This window comes from Streptomyces sp. NPDC012474 (genome assembly GCF_042955185.1).
Taxonomy (GTDB): Bacteria; Actinomycetota; Actinomycetes; order Streptomycetales; family Streptomycetaceae; genus Streptomyces; species Streptomyces cahuitamycinicus.
On record NZ_JBIBEP010000003.1, the window covers coordinates 268,000 to 284,748 of the forward strand.

Annotated in this window: 25 protein-coding genes; 23 read left to right on the forward strand and 2 right to left on the reverse strand. The window is 67.4% G+C overall.

What is annotated here, in order from left to right:
- The first annotated feature begins 2 nt into the window (after positions 1-2).
- The 19 genes from rplX to truA all read left to right on the forward strand — a co-directional run bounded on the left by rplX (position 3) and on the right by truA (position 11,613).
- Positions 3-326 (forward strand): 50S ribosomal protein L24, encoded by a 324-nt coding sequence (gene rplX / locus ACFY9S_RS09395; protein WP_003992365.1) that lies wholly within the window; start codon positions 3-5, stop codon positions 324-326.
- Positions 326-883: a 50S ribosomal protein L5 gene (rplE, locus tag ACFY9S_RS09400; RefSeq protein ID WP_030839657.1), complete on the forward strand. Its 558-nt coding sequence runs from the start codon at positions 326-328 to the stop codon at positions 881-883. Before rplX ends, rplE begins: the two co-directional genes overlap by 1 nt.
- Positions 884-888: 5 nt before the next feature.
- Positions 889-1,074, forward strand: coding sequence for a type Z 30S ribosomal protein S14 (locus tag ACFY9S_RS09405; RefSeq protein ID WP_003948630.1), 186 nt, complete (start codon positions 889-891; stop codon positions 1,072-1,074).
- Positions 1,075-1,315: 241 nt separating this feature from the next.
- Entirely contained in the window at positions 1,316-1,714 is a 399-nt protein-coding gene (gene rpsH / locus ACFY9S_RS09410) for a 30S ribosomal protein S8 (protein WP_030839654.1), read from the forward strand.
- A 24-nt stretch (positions 1,715-1,738) separates the two neighbouring features.
- Positions 1,739-2,278 carry a 50S ribosomal protein L6 gene (rplF, locus tag ACFY9S_RS09415; protein WP_102909543.1) on the forward strand — a complete coding sequence of 180 codons (540 nt, stop codon included), beginning with the start codon at positions 1,739-1,741 and terminating at the stop codon, positions 2,276-2,278.
- A 3-nt stretch (positions 2,279-2,281) separates the two neighbouring features.
- Complete coding sequence (rplR, locus tag ACFY9S_RS09420) at positions 2,282-2,665, forward strand: 50S ribosomal protein L18 (protein ID WP_055622533.1); 384 nt, start codon at positions 2,282-2,284, stop codon at positions 2,663-2,665.
- 41 nt (positions 2,666-2,706) lie between these two features.
- On the forward strand, positions 2,707-3,312 hold the full coding sequence (gene rpsE / locus ACFY9S_RS09425; protein ID WP_102909544.1) for a 30S ribosomal protein S5: 606 nt from the start codon (positions 2,707-2,709) through the stop codon (positions 3,310-3,312).
- 2 nt (positions 3,313-3,314) lie between these two features.
- Positions 3,315-3,497, forward strand: coding sequence for a 50S ribosomal protein L30 (rpmD, locus tag ACFY9S_RS09430; RefSeq protein WP_003974250.1), 183 nt, complete (start codon positions 3,315-3,317; stop codon positions 3,495-3,497).
- A 2-nt stretch (positions 3,498-3,499) separates the two neighbouring features.
- On the forward strand, positions 3,500-3,955 hold the full coding sequence (rplO, locus tag ACFY9S_RS09435; protein WP_030839644.1) for a 50S ribosomal protein L15: 456 nt from the start codon (positions 3,500-3,502) through the stop codon (positions 3,953-3,955).
- 234 nt (positions 3,956-4,189) lie between these two features.
- Positions 4,190-5,503: a preprotein translocase subunit SecY gene (gene secY, locus ACFY9S_RS09440; RefSeq protein WP_391124849.1), complete on the forward strand. Its 1,314-nt coding sequence runs from the start codon at positions 4,190-4,192 to the stop codon at positions 5,501-5,503.
- On the forward strand, positions 5,503-6,165 hold the full coding sequence (locus tag ACFY9S_RS09445; RefSeq protein ID WP_391124852.1) for an adenylate kinase: 663 nt from the start codon (positions 5,503-5,505) through the stop codon (positions 6,163-6,165). Before secY ends, ACFY9S_RS09445 begins: the two co-directional genes overlap by 1 nt.
- 134 nt (positions 6,166-6,299) lie before the next feature.
- The gene (gene map / locus ACFY9S_RS09450) at positions 6,300-7,136 is read left to right on the forward strand and encodes a type I methionyl aminopeptidase (protein WP_391124855.1); all 837 of its coding nucleotides are present in this window, start codon (positions 6,300-6,302) and stop codon (positions 7,134-7,136) included.
- Positions 7,137-7,397: 261 nt separating this feature from the next.
- Positions 7,398-7,619, forward strand: coding sequence for a translation initiation factor IF-1 (gene infA, locus ACFY9S_RS09455; protein WP_003948620.1), 222 nt, complete (start codon positions 7,398-7,400; stop codon positions 7,617-7,619).
- Positions 7,620-7,675: 56 nt separating this feature from the next.
- Positions 7,676-7,789, forward strand: coding sequence for a 50S ribosomal protein L36 (gene rpmJ, locus ACFY9S_RS09460; protein WP_003974245.1), 114 nt, complete (start codon positions 7,676-7,678; stop codon positions 7,787-7,789).
- 194 nt (positions 7,790-7,983) lie between these two features.
- Positions 7,984-8,364: a 30S ribosomal protein S13 gene (gene rpsM / locus ACFY9S_RS09465; protein WP_003974244.1), complete on the forward strand. Its 381-nt coding sequence runs from the start codon at positions 7,984-7,986 to the stop codon at positions 8,362-8,364.
- Between the two features lie 64 nt (positions 8,365-8,428).
- A complete protein-coding gene (gene rpsK / locus ACFY9S_RS09470) occupies positions 8,429-8,833 on the forward strand; it encodes a 30S ribosomal protein S11 (RefSeq protein ID WP_003956432.1) in 405 nt (134 codons plus the stop codon).
- A gap of 165 nt (positions 8,834-8,998) precedes the next feature.
- Positions 8,999-10,021 carry a DNA-directed RNA polymerase subunit alpha gene (locus ACFY9S_RS09475; protein ID WP_003966937.1) on the forward strand — a complete coding sequence of 341 codons (1,023 nt, stop codon included), beginning with the start codon at positions 8,999-9,001 and terminating at the stop codon, positions 10,019-10,021.
- Between the two features lie 180 nt (positions 10,022-10,201).
- Complete coding sequence (gene rplQ, locus ACFY9S_RS09480) at positions 10,202-10,687, forward strand: 50S ribosomal protein L17 (protein ID WP_391124858.1); 486 nt, start codon at positions 10,202-10,204, stop codon at positions 10,685-10,687.
- Between the two features lie 71 nt (positions 10,688-10,758).
- Positions 10,759-11,613 (forward strand): tRNA pseudouridine(38-40) synthase TruA, encoded by an 855-nt coding sequence (truA, locus tag ACFY9S_RS09485; RefSeq protein ID WP_391124861.1) that lies wholly within the window; start codon positions 10,759-10,761, stop codon positions 11,611-11,613.
- A gap of 7 nt (positions 11,614-11,620) precedes the next feature.
- On the opposite strand, the gene ACFY9S_RS09490 is transcribed toward truA, so the two are convergent.
- Entirely contained in the window at positions 11,621-12,490 is an 870-nt protein-coding gene (locus tag ACFY9S_RS09490; RefSeq protein ID WP_391124864.1) for a hypothetical protein, read from the reverse strand.
- 74 nt (positions 12,491-12,564) lie between these two features.
- On the opposite strand from ACFY9S_RS09490, the gene ACFY9S_RS09495 reads away from it, so the two are divergent.
- The 4 genes from ACFY9S_RS09495 (at position 12,565) to glmM (ending at position 15,616) form a co-directional block, all read left to right on the forward strand.
- Positions 12,565-12,876 (forward strand): hypothetical protein, encoded by a 312-nt coding sequence (locus ACFY9S_RS09495; RefSeq protein WP_391124867.1) that lies wholly within the window; start codon positions 12,565-12,567, stop codon positions 12,874-12,876.
- A 217-nt stretch (positions 12,877-13,093) separates the two neighbouring features.
- Positions 13,094-13,537, forward strand: a complete 444-nt coding sequence (gene rplM / locus ACFY9S_RS09500) for a 50S ribosomal protein L13 (protein WP_102912031.1) — start codon at positions 13,094-13,096, stop codon at positions 13,535-13,537.
- A 41-nt stretch (positions 13,538-13,578) separates the two neighbouring features.
- On the forward strand, positions 13,579-14,091 hold the full coding sequence (rpsI, locus tag ACFY9S_RS09505) for a 30S ribosomal protein S9 (protein ID WP_391124870.1): 513 nt from the start codon (positions 13,579-13,581) through the stop codon (positions 14,089-14,091).
- A 166-nt stretch (positions 14,092-14,257) separates the two neighbouring features.
- Positions 14,258-15,616 (forward strand): phosphoglucosamine mutase, encoded by a 1,359-nt coding sequence (glmM, locus tag ACFY9S_RS09510; protein ID WP_391124873.1) that lies wholly within the window; start codon positions 14,258-14,260, stop codon positions 15,614-15,616.
- A gap of 103 nt (positions 15,617-15,719) precedes the next feature.
- On the opposite strand, the gene coaA is transcribed toward glmM, so the two are convergent.
- On the reverse strand, positions 15,720-16,709 hold the full coding sequence (coaA, locus tag ACFY9S_RS09515; RefSeq protein WP_102912028.1) for a type I pantothenate kinase: 990 nt from the start codon (positions 16,707-16,709) through the stop codon (positions 15,720-15,722).
- Between the last annotated feature and the right edge of the window lie 40 nt (positions 16,710-16,749).

Below are 16,749 nucleotides of genomic sequence, written 5' to 3' on the forward strand. Positions count from 1 at the left end.
GCATGAAGATCAAGAAGGGCGACCTGGTTCAGGTCATCACCGGTAAGGACAAGGGCAAGCAGGGCAAGGTCATCGCGGCCTTCCCCCGTGAGGACCGCGTCCTGGTCGAGGGTGTCAACCGGGTCAAGAAGCACACCAAGGCCGGTCCGACGGCTCGCGGTTCGCAGGCCGGCGGCATCGTCACCACCGAGGCGCCGATCCACGTCTCCAACGTCCAGCTGGTCGTGGAGAAGGACGGCAACAAGGTCGTGACCCGCGTCGGTTACCGCTTCGACGACGAAGGCAACAAGATCCGCGTTGCCAAGCGGACGGGTGAGGACATCTGATGACGACCACCACCAGCCCGCGTCTGAAGCAGAAGTACCGTGAGGAGATCACGGGCAAGCTGCGTGACGAGTTCAAGTACGAGAACGTCATGCAGATCCCCGGTCTCGTCAAGATCGTGGTCAACATGGGTGTGGGCGACGCCGCCCGCGACTCCAAGCTGATCGAGGGCGCCATCCGCGACCTCACCACGATCACCGGTCAGAAGCCGGCCGTCACCAAGGCTCGCAAGTCCATCGCGCAGTTCAAGCTGCGTGAGGGCCAGCCGATCGGTGCCCACGTCACACTCCGTGGCGACCGCATGTGGGAGTTCCTGGACCGCACCCTGTCGCTCGCGCTGCCGCGCATCCGCGACTTCCGTGGCCTGTCCCCCAAGCAGTTCGACGGCCGTGGCAACTACACCTTCGGTCTCACGGAGCAGGTCATGTTCCACGAGATCGACCAGGACAAGATCGACCGCACCCGGGGTATGGACATCACCGTGGTGACCACGGCGACCAACGACGCTGAGGGCCGCGCGCTCCTTCGTCACCTCGGCTTCCCCTTCAAGGAGGCGTGAGCGAGATGGCGAAGAAGGCTCTGATCGCTAAGGCTGCTCGCAAGCCCAAGTTCGGTGTGCGTGGCTACACCCGCTGCCAGCGCTGTGGCCGCCCGCACTCCGTGTACCGCAAGTTCGGCCTGTGCCGCGTGTGCCTTCGTGAGATGGCTCACCGTGGCGAGCTGCCGGGCGTGACCAAGAGCTCCTGGTAATCCCCCTCATCAGGGATTGCAGGGCTCTCGGTAAGCAAGTAGGGGTGGCAAGGCGTCCAGCTCGCATGCCGTAGGCTTGCGGGGTTGGGCGTCTGCCGCCGCCCTTACGATCGCGGACACCTGTCCGCTCATTGAATGCTTACTACGCCGTAGGTCCACCGCGCCGCACCCGTCCCGTCTCGGATCGGGGAGAGGGATGGCGCACCAGGAAACCCCGGCGAGAGAGGCCGAAGGCCAATTCATGACCATGACTGATCCGATCGCAGACATGCTGACCCGTCTGCGGAACGCGAACTCGGCATACCACGACTCCGTGACGATGCCGGCATCGAAGATCAAGTCGCACATCGCGGAGATCCTCCAGCAGGAGGGCTTCATCACGGGCTGGAAGGTCGAGGACGCCGAGGTCGGCAAGAACCTCGTCCTGGAGCTGAAGTTCGGCCCCAACCGTGAGCGCTCCATCGCGGGCATCAAGCGCATCTCCAAGCCCGGTCTCCGGGTGTACGCGAAGTCCACCAACCTGCCGAAGGTTCTGGGCGGCCTGGGCGTGGCCATCATCTCCACGTCGCACGGGCTCCTGACCGACAAGCAGGCGCAGAAGAAGGGCGTGGGTGGGGAAGTCCTCGCCTACGTCTGGTAATTCGGGAACGGAGGAGAGACAGCAATGTCGCGTATCGGCAAGCTCCCCATCCCGGTTCCCGCCGGCGTGGACGTCACCATCGACGGCCGTACGGTCGCGGTCAAGGGCCCCAAGGGCGAACTGACCCACACCGTCATCGCGCCGATCGACATCGCGAAGGCCGAGGACGGCACCCTTCAGGTGCTGCGGCCGAACGACGAGCGGCAGAGCAAGGCCCTGCACGGCCTGTCCCGCACGCTGGTGGCGAACATGATCACCGGTGTGACCCAGGGATACGTCAAGAAGCTCGAAATCAGCGGTGTCGGTTACCGTGTCGTGGCCAAGGGCTCCAACCTGGAGTTCTCCCTCGGCTACAGCCACCCGATCCTGGTCGAGGCCCCCACGGGCATCACCTTCAAGGTGGAGTCCCCGACCCGTTTCTCGGTCGAGGGCATCGACAAGCAGAAGGTCGGCGAGGTTGCGGCCAACATCCGCAAGCTGCGCAAGCCCGACCCGTACAAGGCCAAGGGCGTCAAGTACGAGGGCGAAGTCATCCGCCGCAAGGTCGGAAAGGCGGGTAAGTAAGCCATGGCATACGGACAGAAGATCCTTAAGGGCGACGCCTACAAGCGCGCCGCGATCAAGCGCCGCCACATCCGGATCCGTAAGCACATCAACGGTACGGCGGAGCGTCCGCGTCTGGTCGTTACCCGCTCGAACCGCCACATCGTGGCCCAGGTGATCGACGACATCAAGGGTCACACCCTTGCGTCGGCGTCCACCCTGGACACCACGATCCGCGGTGGCGAGGGCGACAAGTCCGCGCAGGCCAAGCAGGTCGGCGCCCTGGTCGCCGAGCGCGCCAAGGCCGCCGGTGTCGAGGCCGTCGTGTTCGACCGTGGTGGTAACCAGTACGCGGGGCGCATCGCCGCCCTGGCGGACGCCGCCCGCGAGGCCGGACTCAAGTTCTGAGTCGGTTCCGTAGCTAGCGGAAACAGAGAGAGGTAATTCCAATGGCTGGACCCCAGCGCCGCGGTGGCGGTGCCGGTGGCGGCGAGCGGCGGGACCGGAAGGGTCGCGACGGTGGCAACGCCGCCGCCGAGAAGACCGCGTACGTTGAGCGCGTAGTCGCGATCAACCGCGTCGCCAAGGTTGTGAAGGGTGGTCGTCGCTTCAGCTTCACCGCGCTGGTCGTGGTGGGCGACGGTGACGGCACCGTGGGTGTCGGATACGGCAAGGCCAAGGAGGTGCCGGCCGCCATCGCCAAGGGTGTTGAGGAGGCCAAGAAGCACTTCTTCAAGGTCCCCCGCATCCAGGGCACCATCCCGCACCCCATCCAGGGTGAGAAGGCTGCCGGCGTCGTGCTGCTCAAGCCCGCGTCGCCCGGTACCGGTGTTATCGCCGGTGGTCCGGTGCGCGCCGTGCTCGAGTGCGCCGGTATCCACGACGTGCTGTCGAAGTCGCTCGGCTCCGACAACGCGATCAACATCGTGCACGCGACCGTGGCAGCCCTGAAGGGTCTGCAGCGTCCCGAGGAGATCGCGGCCCGCCGTGGTCTGCCGCTCGAGGACGTCGCCCCCGCGGCTCTGCTGCGTGCACGTGCCGGGGCGGGTGCGTAATCATGGCGCAGCTCAAGATTACGCAGGTCAAGTCCTACATCGGCAGCAAGCAGAACCACCGTGACACCCTGCGTTCCCTTGGTCTCAAGGGCATCAACACGCAGGTCGTCAAGGAGGACCGCCCCGAGTTCCGCGGAATGGTGCACACCGTCCGCCACCTCGTGACGGTCGAGGAGGTCGACTGATCATGGCGGAGCAGAACCCGCTCAAGATCCACAACCTCCGTCCCGCCCCGGGCGCCAAGACCGCCAAGACCCGTGTGGGTCGTGGTGAGGCGTCGAAGGGTAAGACGGCCGGTCGTGGTACCAAGGGCACGAAGGCCCGTTACCAGGTTCCGGAGCGCTTCGAGGGTGGCCAGATGCCCCTCCACATGCGTCTCCCGAAGCTGAAGGGCTTCAAGAACCCGTTCAAGACCGAGTTCCAGGTCGTGAACCTCGACAAGCTGGCCGCGCTCTACCCCGAGGGTGGCGAGGTCACCGTCGAGGGTCTGGTGGCCAAGGGGGCCGTTCGCAAGAACAGCCTCGTCAAGGTCCTCGGCCAGGGCGAGATCTCCGTGGCGCTGCAGGTGACGGTCGACGCCGTCTCCGGCTCCGCCAAGGAGAAGATCACCGCCGCCGGCGGTTCCGTCACCGAGCTCGTCTGAACCCCACAGGCGTCTCGATGACCTGAGCGATCCCGACCGGGGATACCCCACATATGGGGTATCCCCGGTTGGTCGTTCCTAGGGCGGCAGCTCGCCGGTAAGGTGGCCTGCACTGCCCACTTTTCACTGGGTGCTTCACTTCGGGCACTCTCAGCGGCAGTTGACCGTTACCTATTCGTCGAACCTCAAGACCGTCACCCTTGACGCAGTAGCGCGGGGGTCGCAGGAGGCACCGTGCTCACCGCGTTCGCCCGGGCGTTCAAGACGCCCGACCTGCGCAAGAAGCTGCTCTTCACGCTCGGGATCATCGTGGTCTACCGGGTCGGTACGCACGTACCCATCCCAGGCGTCGACTACCGGAACGTCCAGACCTGTATCGACAACGCCCAGGCCAACCAAGGTCTCTTCGGCCTGGTCAACATGTTCAGTGGCGGCGCGTTGCTGCAGATCACGATCTTCGCGCTGGGCATCATGCCGTACATCACGGCGAGCATCATTCTGCAGCTGCTGACCGTGGTGATCCCGCGTCTGGAAGCCCTGAAGAAGGAGGGCCAGGCCGGTACGGCGAAGATCACGCAGTACACCCGTTACCTGACGATCGCCCTCGCCATCCTTCAGGGCACCGGCCTCGTCGCCACCGCCCGCAGCGGCGCGCTGTTCCAGAACTGCCCGGTGGCCAGCCAGATCGTCCCCGACCAGTCGATCTTCGTCACCATCACCATGGTCATCACCATGACCGCCGGTACGGCCGCCGTGATGTGGCTCGGCGAGCTCATCACCGACCGCGGTATCGGCAACGGCATGTCGATCCTGATGTTCATCTCGATCGCCGCCACCTTCCCGTCCGCGCTGTGGGCCATCAAGGCGGAGGGCTCGCTGGCCGGCGGCTGGATCGAGTTCGGCACGGTCATTGTCGTCGGCCTCGTCGTGATCGCCCTGGTGGTCTTCGTCGAGCAGGCTCAGCGCCGCATTCCGGTCCAGTACGCGAAGCGCATGATCGGCCGCCGGTCCTACGGCGGTACGTCGACGTACATTCCGCTGAAGGTCAACCAGGCCGGCATCATCCCTGTGATCTTTGCCTCGTCGCTGCTCTACATCCCGGCGTTGGTCGCCCAGTTCGCCGGTGGCAACTCCGGCTGGAAGATCTGGATCGAGAAGAATCTCGCGCTACCGGACTCCCCGATGCACATGGTTCTCTACTTCTTCCTGATCATCTTCTTCGCCTTCTTCTACGTGGCCATCTCGTTCAACCCCGAGGAAGTCGCGGACAACATGAAGAAGTATGGTGGCTTCATCCCGGGCATCCGGGCTGGCCGACCGACCGCTGAGTACCTGAGCTACGTACTCAACCGGATCACCTGGCCGGGTTCGCTGTACTTGGGGCTGATCGCTCTCGTGCCGACGATGGCGTTGGCAGGTTTCGGGGCAAACCAGAACTTCCCGTTCGGCGGGACCAGCATCCTGATCATCGTGGGTGTCGGACTCGAGACCGTGAAGCAGATCGAGAGCCAGCTTCAGCAGCGCAATTACGAAGGGTTCCTCCGCTGATGCGTATCGTCCTCGTCGGGCCGCCGGGCGCCGGTAAGGGAACGCAGGCCGCGTTCCTGGCACAGAACCTGTCGATCCCGCACATCTCCACGGGCGACCTGTTCCGGGCCAACATCAGCCGGCAGACGGAACTCGGCAAACTGGCGAAGTCCTACATGGACGCGGGCAATCTCGTGCCCGACGAGGTCACCATCGCGATGGCGAAGGACCGCATGGAGCAGCCGGACGCCGAGAACGGCTTCCTGCTCGACGGCTTCCCCCGCAACGTCTCGCAGGCCGAGGCGCTCGACGAGCTGCTCGAGGCCGAGAGCATGCAGCTCGACGCGGTGCTGGACCTGGAGGTCCCCGAGGACGAGGTGGTCAAGCGCATCGCCGGCCGCCGCATCTGCCGTAGCGACTCCTCGCACGTCTTCCACGTGACGTACAAGCAGCCGGCCAAGGACGGCGTCTGCGACGTCTGCGGCGGCGAGCTGTACCAGCGCAACGACGACTCCGAGGAGACGGTCCGGACGCGCCTGGAGGTCTACCACACCCAGACCGAGCCGATCATCGACTACTACAAGGCCCAGGGCCTGGTGGTCACGATCTCGGCGCTCGGCAAGGTGGAGGACGTCACGACCCGCGCCATGGAGGCGCTGAAGCGTGGCGAGGGCGACAAGTAGTCGTCCGTACGCAGCTACGGCCGCGGTTTTCCCCTCGGGGAGCCGCGGCTGCTGTGTGGGCGGGGCCGGTCACGCGGCCCCGTATCGTTGAAGGCGTTCGTTTCCGCCGAAGGTCCAGAAAGGCCGTAGCTCCCATGGTGCAGATCAAAAGCCCCGAGCAGATCGCCAAGATGCGTGAGGCAGGGCTGGTCGTCGCCGCCATTCACGCGGCGACCCGTGAGGCCGCCGTGCCCGGGGCCACGACGAAGGATCTGGACCAGGTCGCCCGCAAGGTGCTCGCCGAGCACGACGCCAAGCCGAACTTCCTCGGCTACGGCGGTTTCCCGGCGACGATCTGCACGTCGGTGAACGAGGTCGTCGTCCACGGCATCCCGTCCGACGACGTCGTCCTCAAGGACGGGGACGTCATCTCCATCGACTGCGGCGCGATCATCGACGGCTGGCACGGCGATGCGGCGTACACGGCCTTCGTGGGCTCCGGTCACGCTCCGGAGCTGGTCGAGCTCTCCCGGGTGACCGAGGAGTCGATGTGGGCCGGCATCGCCGCCATGAAGCAGGGCAACCGCCTGGTCGACGTCTCCCGGGCCATCGAGACGTACATCCGCCGCCAGCCCAAGCCGGGCGGCGGCAAGTACGGGATCATCGAGGACTACGGCGGCCACGGCATCGGCACCGAGATGCACATGGACCCGCACCTGCTGAACTACGTCGAACGGCGGCGCGGCAAGGGCCCCAAGCTGGTGCCCGGCTTCTGCCTCGCGATCGAGCCGATGGTGTCCCTGGGGACGCCGAAGACGGAGGTCCTCCAGGACGACTGGACCGTCATCACGACGGACGGCACCTGGTCGTCGCACTGGGAGCACTCCGTCGCCCTGACGGAGGAGGGTCCGCTGGTGCTGACGGCTCCCGACGGGGGGAAGACGAAGCTCGCCGAGCTGGGGATCGTGGCCGCGCCGGATCCGCTGGGCTGAGTGCGCCTTCCGGGTCGGGTCGCCCTGCCGGCGGGCGGCTGCCGGCTCGTGGTGGCTTGTCGCGCCCACGCCGCGGAGCCGCATGTCGACACAGCCCAGCGCCCCTTCGAGGGCGCTTAAAGCGCTGCCCGGTGGGGCAGACTCTCTCGATTCGTGTTTCCGGGAGCCCTGTCGTAGACTGACTCGTCGGCTCTTGTGTACCCGCATGCCTGCATGCGCTCGCACAGAGTCGATCAAGGTAGTCGATTCGAAGGGCGAAGCGTGGCCAAGAAGCAAGGTGCCATCGAGATCGAGGGCACTGTCGTCGAGTCTCTTCCGAACGCCATGTTCAAGGTCGAGCTCCAGAACGGCCACCAGGTCCTGGCACACATCAGCGGCAAGATGCGCATGCACTACATCCGCATCCTCCCTGACGACCGGGTCGTGGTGGAGCTGTCTCCGTACGACCTGACGCGTGGCCGGATCGTCTACCGCTACAAGTAGATCTTGCCCGCGCCCCGGCTTCCGGGGTGGTGGCACTGACCCGGAGAACCTCACCCATGAAGGTCAAGCCGAGCGTCAAGAAGATCTGCGACAAGTGCAGGGTGATCCGCCGTCACGGCCGGGTCATGGTCATCTGCGACAACCCGCGCCACAAGCAGCGCCAGGGCTGACGCACGACCGATCCCTCTGCATCCATCGCAGAGATTCGCGCGACGCAAGCTGAATATGTTCATACGCAGGACCCAGGCGAACGAGCGTCCGCCTGACACCCCCGGTTCGGAGGCTGGGGACCCAGTTCGTACCTGGTACGGCGACTGGGAGTCGGTTCTGTGGAAGACCTCCGACAAGTAACTGGAGCCATTGAATGGCACGCGTTTCCGGTGTTGACATCCCGCGCGAAAAGCGCGTGGAGATCGCCCTCACCTACGTGTTCGGCATCGGCCGGACCCTCTCCCAGCAGACGCTGGCCGCCACCGGCGTGGACCCGAACACGCGTGTTCGGGACCTCTCCGAGGAGCAGCTGGTCGCGATCCGCGAGTACGTCGACAACAACATCAAGACCGAGGGTGACCTCCGCCGCGAGGTCCAGGCCGACATCCGCCGCAAGGTCGAGATCGGTACCTACCAGGGTCTCCGTCACCGTCGTGGTCTGCCCGTCCGCGGTCAGCGCACCAGCACCAACGCTCGTACCCGCAAGGGCCCGCGTCGCGCCATCGCCGGCAAGAAGAAGCCGGGCAAGAAGTAGTCCACAGCGGACGCCTGTCCACGGTCTTCGCTGTAGGACCGACCACCTCCCGTAGGAGTTATAGATGCCCCCCAAGGGTCGTCAGGGCGCTGCCAAGAAGGTGCGCCGCAAGGAAAAGAAGAACGTCGCTCACGGCCACGCGCACATCAAGAGCACGTTCAACAACACGATCGTCTCGATCACGGACCCGTCCGGCAACGTGATCTCCTGGGCCTCCGCCGGCCACGTCGGCTTCAAGGGCTCCCGGAAGTCCACGCCGTTCGCCGCGCAGATGGCCGCCGAGTCGGCTGCCCGCCGCGCGCAGGAGCACGGCATGCGCAAGGTGGACGTGTTCGTCAAGGGTCCCGGCTCCGGCCGTGAGACCGCGATCCGCTCCCTCCAGGCCACCGGCCTCGAGGTCGGTTCGATCCAGGACGTCACGCCGACCCCGCACAACGGCTGCCGTCCGCCGAAGCGCCGCCGCGTCTGACCTCTCGGGGCGGGTGCACGGCCGCTTGTCGGTCTGAGGGTTTTCGGGCGGTATGGCTCTTCGGGGCCATATCGCCCGTACCCTTGTAACTGCAACACAGATCGGGCTGCCGCCCGGTGGCAAGGGCATCAAATAGTGGGTGCCCCTGACTGAAGGACTCACCACATGCTGATCGCTCAGCGTCCCTCGTTGACCGAAGAGGTCGTCGACGAATTCCGCTCCCGGTTCGTGATCGAGCCGCTGGAGCCGGGCTTCGGCTACACCCTCGGCAACTCCCTGCGCCGGACCCTCCTCTCCTCGATCCCGGGTGCGGCGGTCACGTCCATCCGCATCGACGGCGTGCTGCACGAGTTCACCACCGTGCCGGGCGTCAAGGAGGACGTCACCGACCTGATCCTCAACATCAAGCAGCTGGTCGTCTCCTCGGAGCACGACGAGCCGGTCGTGATGTACCTGCGCAAGCAGGGCCCGGGTCTGGTCACCGCCGCCGACATCGCGCCCCCGGCCGGTGTCGAGGTGCACAACCCCGACCTCGTCCTCGCCACGCTCAACGGCAAGGGCAAGCTGGAGATGGAGCTCACGGTCGAGCGTGGCCGCGGCTATGTCTCCGCCGTGCAGAACAAGCAGGTCGGCCAGGAGATCGGCCGGATCCCGGTCGACTCCATCTACTCGCCGGTGCTCAAGGTCACGTACAAGGTCGAGGCCACGCGTGTCGAGCAGCGGACCGACTTCGACAAGCTGATCGTCGACGTCGAGACCAAGCAGGCCATGCGTCCGCGTGACGCCATGGCGTCGGCCGGCAAGACCCTGGTCGAGCTGTTCGGTCTGGCCCGCGAGCTCAACATCGACGCCGAGGGCATCGACATGGGCCCGTCCCCGACGGACGCCGCCCTGGCCGCCGATCTGGCGCTGCCGATCGAGGAGCTGGAGCTCACCGTTCGGTCGTACAACTGCCTCAAGCGCGAGGGCATCCACTCCGTGGGTGAGCTCGTCGCCCGTTCCGAGGCGGACCTGCTCGACATCCGCAACTTCGGTGCGAAGTCCATCGACGAGGTCAAGGCCAAGCTCGCGGGTATGGGGCTTGCGCTGAAGGACTCGCCTCCCGGGTTCGACCCGACCGCCGCGGCCGACGCCTTCGGCGCCGACGACGACGCGGACGCGGGCTTCGTGGAGACCGAGCAGTACTGAGAGCCCGGGCCATCCGGTCCGTTCTCGGGTGCGGGAGCGCTGTGCTTGATCGCGCAGTTCCCCGCGCCCCTTCCGGACAGGCCCTTCGGGGCCTTGTCCGGATCTCCGACGGGCGACCGCCCGCTCGGATACTGACCTCGGTACCTGATACGGCCGGGGCAGACACCTAGGAGAAGCACCATGCCGAAGCCCACCAAGGGTGCCCGTATGGGCGGCAGCGCCGCGCACGAGAAGATGTTGCTCGCGAACCTCGCGAAGTCGCTCTTCGAGCACGGTCGTATCACCACCACCGAGGCGAAGGCGCGCAAGCTGCGGCCGTACGCCGAGCGTCTGGTCACCAAGGCGAAGAGGGGCGACCTTCACAACCGCCGTCAGGTGCTCCAGGTCATCACGGACAAGAGCATCGTGCACACGCTCTTCACCGAGATCGGCCCGCGCTACGAGAACCGTCCGGGTGGCTACACCCGCATCACCAAGATCGGTAACCGCCGTGGCGACAACGCGCCCATGGCTGTCATCGAGCTGGTCGAGGCGCTGACGGTGGCGCAGGAGGCGACGGGCGAGGCCGAGGCCGCGACCAAGCGCGCCGCCAAGGACACCGAGGCCGCCGAGGCTCAGGTCGACACGACCAAGGCCGAGGACGCCGAGGAGTCGAAGGACGCGTAAGCGTCTGCAGGGCGGGTCCGTTCCCTTTTCAGGGGGCGGGCCCGCCTTTGCGTTGGTGAGAGGATCCTGGGGTGAGTGACGAAGTAGAGGCCGGCCACGTCCGGGTCCGGCTCGATCTGTCCTACGACGGGAGCGAGTTCTCCGGGTGGGCCAAGCAGGCCGGGGGGCGGCGTACCGTCCAGGGGGAGATCGAGGACGCCCTGCGGACCGTGACGCGGTCGCGGGAGACGTACGAGCTGACCGTCGCGGGGCGTACCGATGCCGGCGTGCACGCGCGGGGACAGGTCGCCCATGTGGACCTGCCGCGTGAGGTGTGGGCCGAGCACCACCAGAAGCTGCTGAAGCGGCTCGCGGGACGGCTGCCGAGGGACGTCCGGGTCTGGGCCCTCAGGGAGGCGCCCAGCGGCTTCAACGCCCGTTTCTCGGCCGTCTGGAGGCGGTACGCGTACCGGGTCACCGACAACCCCGGGGGCGTCGACCCGCTGCTGCGCGGCCATGTGCTGTGGCACGACTGGCCCCTCGACGTGAACGCCATGAGCGAGGCGGCCCGGGGGCTGCTGGGCGAGCACGACTTCGCCGCCTACTGCAAGAAGCGGGAGGGCGCGACCACGATCCGCACGCTCCAGGAGCTGAGCCTGGTGCGGGGGGACGACGGGATCATCACCGCCACCGTGCGGGCCGACGCCTTCTGCCACAACATGGTGCGCTCGCTCATCGGGGCGCTGCTGTTCGTCGGGGACGGGCACCGGCCGGCCGACTGGCCGGGGAAGGTGCTGGCGGCCGGCGTACGGGACTCGGCCGTGCACGTCGTACGGCCGCACGGGCTGACGCTGGAGGAGGTCGGCTACCCGGCCGACGGACTGCTCGCCGCGCGCAACAAGGAGGCGCGGAACAAGCGGTCGCTGCCGTCGGCGGGCTGCTGCTGACGTCCGGCTATTCGTCGGCCGCGGCCGAGGCCTGGACCTCGCCGCGGCGGCGGATCTGGTCGAACGTGAACTGGGCCAGGTCGTCGCCGGTCTTGTAGACCGGGATGTCCTTGGGCGTCACGTTCTTGCCGTTGGTGAACCCGGCGTTCGTGAAGTAGGCGTAGCGGCCGTAGGAGTTGGTGGTCGTGCGGCAGAACCCGGCTTCGCAGAAGGGCTTCACGCCGCCGCCGGAGAGCGACTTCACGAAACTCTTCTTGGTGCTCTGGCCCTTGGCCTTCACGGCCTGCGCCTCGGTGTCGAAGACGGCCACGCCGACCGTCACGGCGATGCCGTCCTTGACGTAGGTGGCGCGTATCAGGCGGGTGCAGTCGTTCGCCGTGAGGATCTTGGGGAGCGTGCCGCCGGCCGCCGAGGCGCAGGTGCGGGTGTCGGCGGTGGGGCCCTTCTTGTACACCGTCCCGGCCTCGGTCAGCTGGGTGCCCGGGAAGAGGGTGTCCGGGCTGAGCGGGGCCTTGTCCTTCTTCGCGCTGGCGATGAAGTCCTTCGGGTCCAGCGGGGGAGGGGCGCTGGTCGGGGCGAAGGACGGGGCCGAGGCGGTCTGGCTCGGGATGTCGGCCGACGGCAGGGCGGTCGGGTTCCCCTGGTTGTCGCCGCCCGCCGAGACGACGGCCACCGCGACGGCGGTGCCGATCGCGACGGTGGCGAACGCGCCGCCGCCGATCAGCAGCAGCCGGCGTCGCTTGTTGCGGGCCTCGGAGGCTTCAGCGAGCGCTGCCCAGTCGGGCGACTGGCCGCCCCCGCTGTTCCAGGGCTGCTGCGACTGCGGTTTCCAGGGATCCCACTGGGACTGGGGTCCCCCCTGCTGCCCAAAGCTCATGGGCCGCATCTTAGACGGGACAAGGGGTGTGCTGGTCCGCCCGGACGGGCACCGCAGCCCCTAGCGTTCCTCCCATGCGCACGGGCAAAGGCGACATCTCCGGGTGGTTGGGGCGAGTGCTGCCGGCGGTGGTGCTGACGGGGTGCCTGCTGGCGTGGCCGGTCCTCGCGGCCGGGGTGTGGCCGTCGGTCGTGGTGGGGGTGCTGCGGGCGGGCCGTCGTCCGCGTGCCGGTGGATCCGCGGTGCGCTGGTGTGCGGCCTTCGCCGTGGACGTCGCCGTCTCGGCGGTGTTTCCTTACGCGCGCCCGCTGCGCCGGCGGACGCTGCGGAGGGTCATGACGCTCTGTGCCGCCCTGTACGTTTCCGTGACCGAGCGGCTTGAGTGATACCGCGTTTTGACCCTTGTGCTGTACCCCGGTATTCTGCTTGTTCGTTGTGTATTGGCTTGCTCATTCTCACGGGACGGGCCCTTACACCGGTCCACCGGGCCGATGACCAGCGACCCCACGTACGCGGTATGCGTCGCCGCAGTGCGGTCCAGGCTGTCGTGATCGTTTCGGTGACCAGTTATGGACCATTCACTCGAAGCGAAGGCTACGAACCGTGCGTACGTACAGCCCCAAGCCCGGCGATGTGACGCGCCAGTGGCACGTCATCGACGCCCAGGACGTTGTCCTGGGTCGTCTCGCCACCACTGCCGCGACGCTCCTCCGGGGCAAGCACAAGCCGATCTACGCGCCGCACGTCGACGCTGGTGACTTCGTCATCATCATCAACGCCGACAAGGTGCACCTGTCCGGCAACAAGCGGACCCAGAAGATGGCGTACCGCCACTCCGGCTACCCGGGTGGTCTGCGCTCCGTCCGTTACGACGAGCTGCTGGACAAGAACCCCGAGAAGGCCGTCGAGAAGGCCATCAAGGGCATGCTCCCCAAGAACACGCTGGGCCGTCAGATGCTCTCGAAGCTGAAGGTCTACAAGGGTGACCAGCACCCGCACGGCGCGCAGCAGCCGCAGCCGTTCGAGATCACCCAGGTCGCGCAGTAACTCCGGCCACCCCCAAGACTGAAGAGAATCTGAGGAGCATCGTGGCCGAGACCACTGCCGAGCAGCCGCTCGAAGAGCTTGACATCGACAGCTACACCACCGAGTCCGAGGTCCCCGTCGAGGGTGAGTACACCTCGGAGTCCATGGCCTCCCGCTTCGGCGAGCCCCAGCCGGCCGCCGGCCTGGGCCGTCGCAAGAACGCCATCGCCCGCGTCCGGATCGTCCCGGGCACCGGCAAGTGGAAGATCAACGGTCGCACCCTTGAGGACTACTTCCCCAACAAGGTGCACCAGCAGGAAGTCAACGAGCCGTTCAAGGTTCTCGAGCTCGAGGGCCGCTACGACGTCGTCGCCCGCATCTCCGGTGGCGGTGTCTCCGGCCAGGCCGGTGCGCTCCGTCTCGGTGTCGCCCGTGCGCTGAACGAGGCGGACGTCGACAACAACCGCGGCGCGCTGAAGAAGGCCGGCTTCCTCAAGCGCGACGACCGTGCGGTCGAGCGCAAGAAGGCCGGTCTGAAGAAGGCTCGCAAGGCTCCGCAGTACAGCAAGCGCTAATCGCGTCGCCCGTCCTGGCGACTGGCTTCGCAACGATCGCCCCGGCGGCACGGATTGTGCTGCCGGGGCGGTTCGTTTACACAACCCCTACGGCCCCCGGACAGTCTCAGGGGGTGGGATCGGGGATGTGCGCCGCATTCCCTTCAGCAATTCGGAGGACACCACTGTGGGACGACTCTTCGGCACGGACGGCGTGCGCGGTGTCGCCAACGCGGATCTGACGGCGGAGATGGCCCTGGGCCTCTCCGTGGCCGCGGCACACGTACTGGCCGAGGCGGGCACGTTCGAGGGACACCGGCCGACCGCCGTGGTCGGGCGTGACCCCCGTGCGTCCGGGGAGTTCCTGGAAGCCGCCGTGGTCGCGGGTCTCGCCAGCGCCGGAGTGGACGTCCTGCTGGTCGGCGTGCTGCCGACGCCCGCCGTGGCGTACCTGACCGGGGAGCTGGGGGCCGACCTCGGTGTGATGCTCTCCGCGAGCCACAACGCCATGCCGGACAACGGCGTCAAGTTCTTCGCCCGTGGTGGGCACAAGCTCGCCGACGAGCTGGAGGACCGGATCGAGTCCACATACGAGGAGCACCGCACCGGCGCCCCGTGGGACCGGCCGACCGGAGCCGGGGTGGGCCGTGTGCGCGTGTACGAGGAGGGCTTCGAGCGGTACGCCACGCATCTGCTGAGCGTCCTGCCGAACCGGCTCGACGGGCTGAAGGTCGTCCTCGACGAGGCACACGGCGCCGCAGCCCGCGTCTCGCCCGAGGTGTTCCAGCGGGCCGGTGCCGAGACCGTCACGATCGGGGCCGAGCCGGACGGGCTCAACATCAACGACGGGTGCGGTTCGACGCACCTGGACAAGATCAAGGCCGCCGTCGTCGAGCACGGGGCCGACCTCGGCATCGCGCACGACGGTGACGCCGACCGGTGTCTCGCCGTCGACCACACCGGCGCGGAGGTGGACGGGGACCAGATCCTCGCCGTCCTCGCGCTGGCGATGCGGGAGCGCTCCGTGCTGCGGTCCGAGACGGTCGTGGCCACGGTGATGTCCAACCTCGGGTTCAAGCTCGCCATGGAGCGCGAGGGCATCAGGCTGGTGCAGACCGCCGTCGGCGACCGGTATGTGCTGGAGGAGATGAAGGAGCACGGGTTCGCCCTCGGGGGCGAGCAGTCCGGGCACGTGATCGTCCTCGACCACGCGACGACCGGCGACGGGACGCTGACCGGGCTGATGCTGGCGGCTCGGGTGGCTCAGAGCGGGCGTACGCTGCGCGAGCTCGCCGCCGTCATGGAGCGGCTGCCGCAGGTGCTGATCAATGTGCCGGACGTCGACAGGACGCGGGTGGGGACGTCCGCGGAGCTCGCGACGGCCGTCGCTGACGCGGAGCGGGAACTGGGGGCGACGGGGCGGGTGCTGCTGCGGCCCTCCGGGACCGAGCCGTTGGTGCGGGTGATGGTCGAGGCGGCCGATATCGAGCAGGCCCGGTCCGTCGCGGGGCGGCTTGCCGACGCCGTGAAGTCCGCGCTGGGCTGATGAACGGGCCGGGGGCGGGGACCGTGGTTGTTCGCGGTCTGCGGGTGGTGGGTGGCTTGCCGCGCAGTTCCCCGCGCCCCTGAAGCTCGGCGGTCCCCTGCCGTCACAGCTTGCGCAGGCTGAGCCGCTGCACCATGTGGTCCGGGCCCTTGCGCACGACGAGGGTGGCCCGGCCGCGGGTGGGCGCGATGTTCTCGACCAGGTTGGGCCGGTTGATCGTGCGCCACATCGTCCGGGCGTAGTCGAGGGCCTCCTCCTCCGAGACCTGTGTGTACTTGCGGAAGTACGAGGACGGGTTCTGGAAGGCGGTCGCGCGCAGCTTGCGGAAACGGTTGAGGTACCAGGTCTCGATGTCCTCGACGCGGGCGTCGACGTACACGCTGAAGTCGAAGTAGTCGGCGAGGCCGACGCGGGTGCGGCCGTCCTTGCCGGGCAGGGCCGGCTGGAGGACGTTCAGGCCCTCGACGATCAGGATGTCGGGGCGGCGGACCGTGAGCCTCTGGTCGGGGACGATGTCGTAGATGAGGTGGGAGTAGACGGGGGCCGTGACCTCGTCCTTGCCGGCCTTGATGTCGGCGACGAAGCGGGTCAGGGCGCGACGGTCGTACGACTCGGGGAAGCCCTTGCGGGACATCAGGCCGCGGGCCTGGAGCTCCTGGGTGGGCAGGAGGAAGCCGTCGGTGGTGACCAGCTCGACGCGCGGGTGCTCGGGCCAGCGCGAGAGCAGGGCCTGGAGGAGGCGGGCGACCGTCGACTTGCCGACGGCGACCGAGCCGGCCACGCCTATGACGAACGGGGTGCCCGACTGGGAGCCCTTCTCGCCCAGGAACGTGTTCAGCGCGCCTCTGAGGCCGTCGGTGGCACCGACGTAGAGGTTGAGGAGGCGGGACAGGGGGAGGTAGATGTCCCGCACCTCGTCGAGGTCGATCACGTCGCCGAGACCGCGCAGCTTCTCGACCTCCTCGGCCGTCAGAGGCAGCGGCGTCTTGTCACGCAGCGCGCTCCACTCGGCTCGGGTGAGGTCGAGGTAGGGAGTCGCCTCCGGCCGCTGCCGGTGGGCGCTCCGGGATATCGAGGAGACCGGAGAGATCACAGTCCATTGTTACGGGCGTTCGAACGCACCGTGAGGTGGG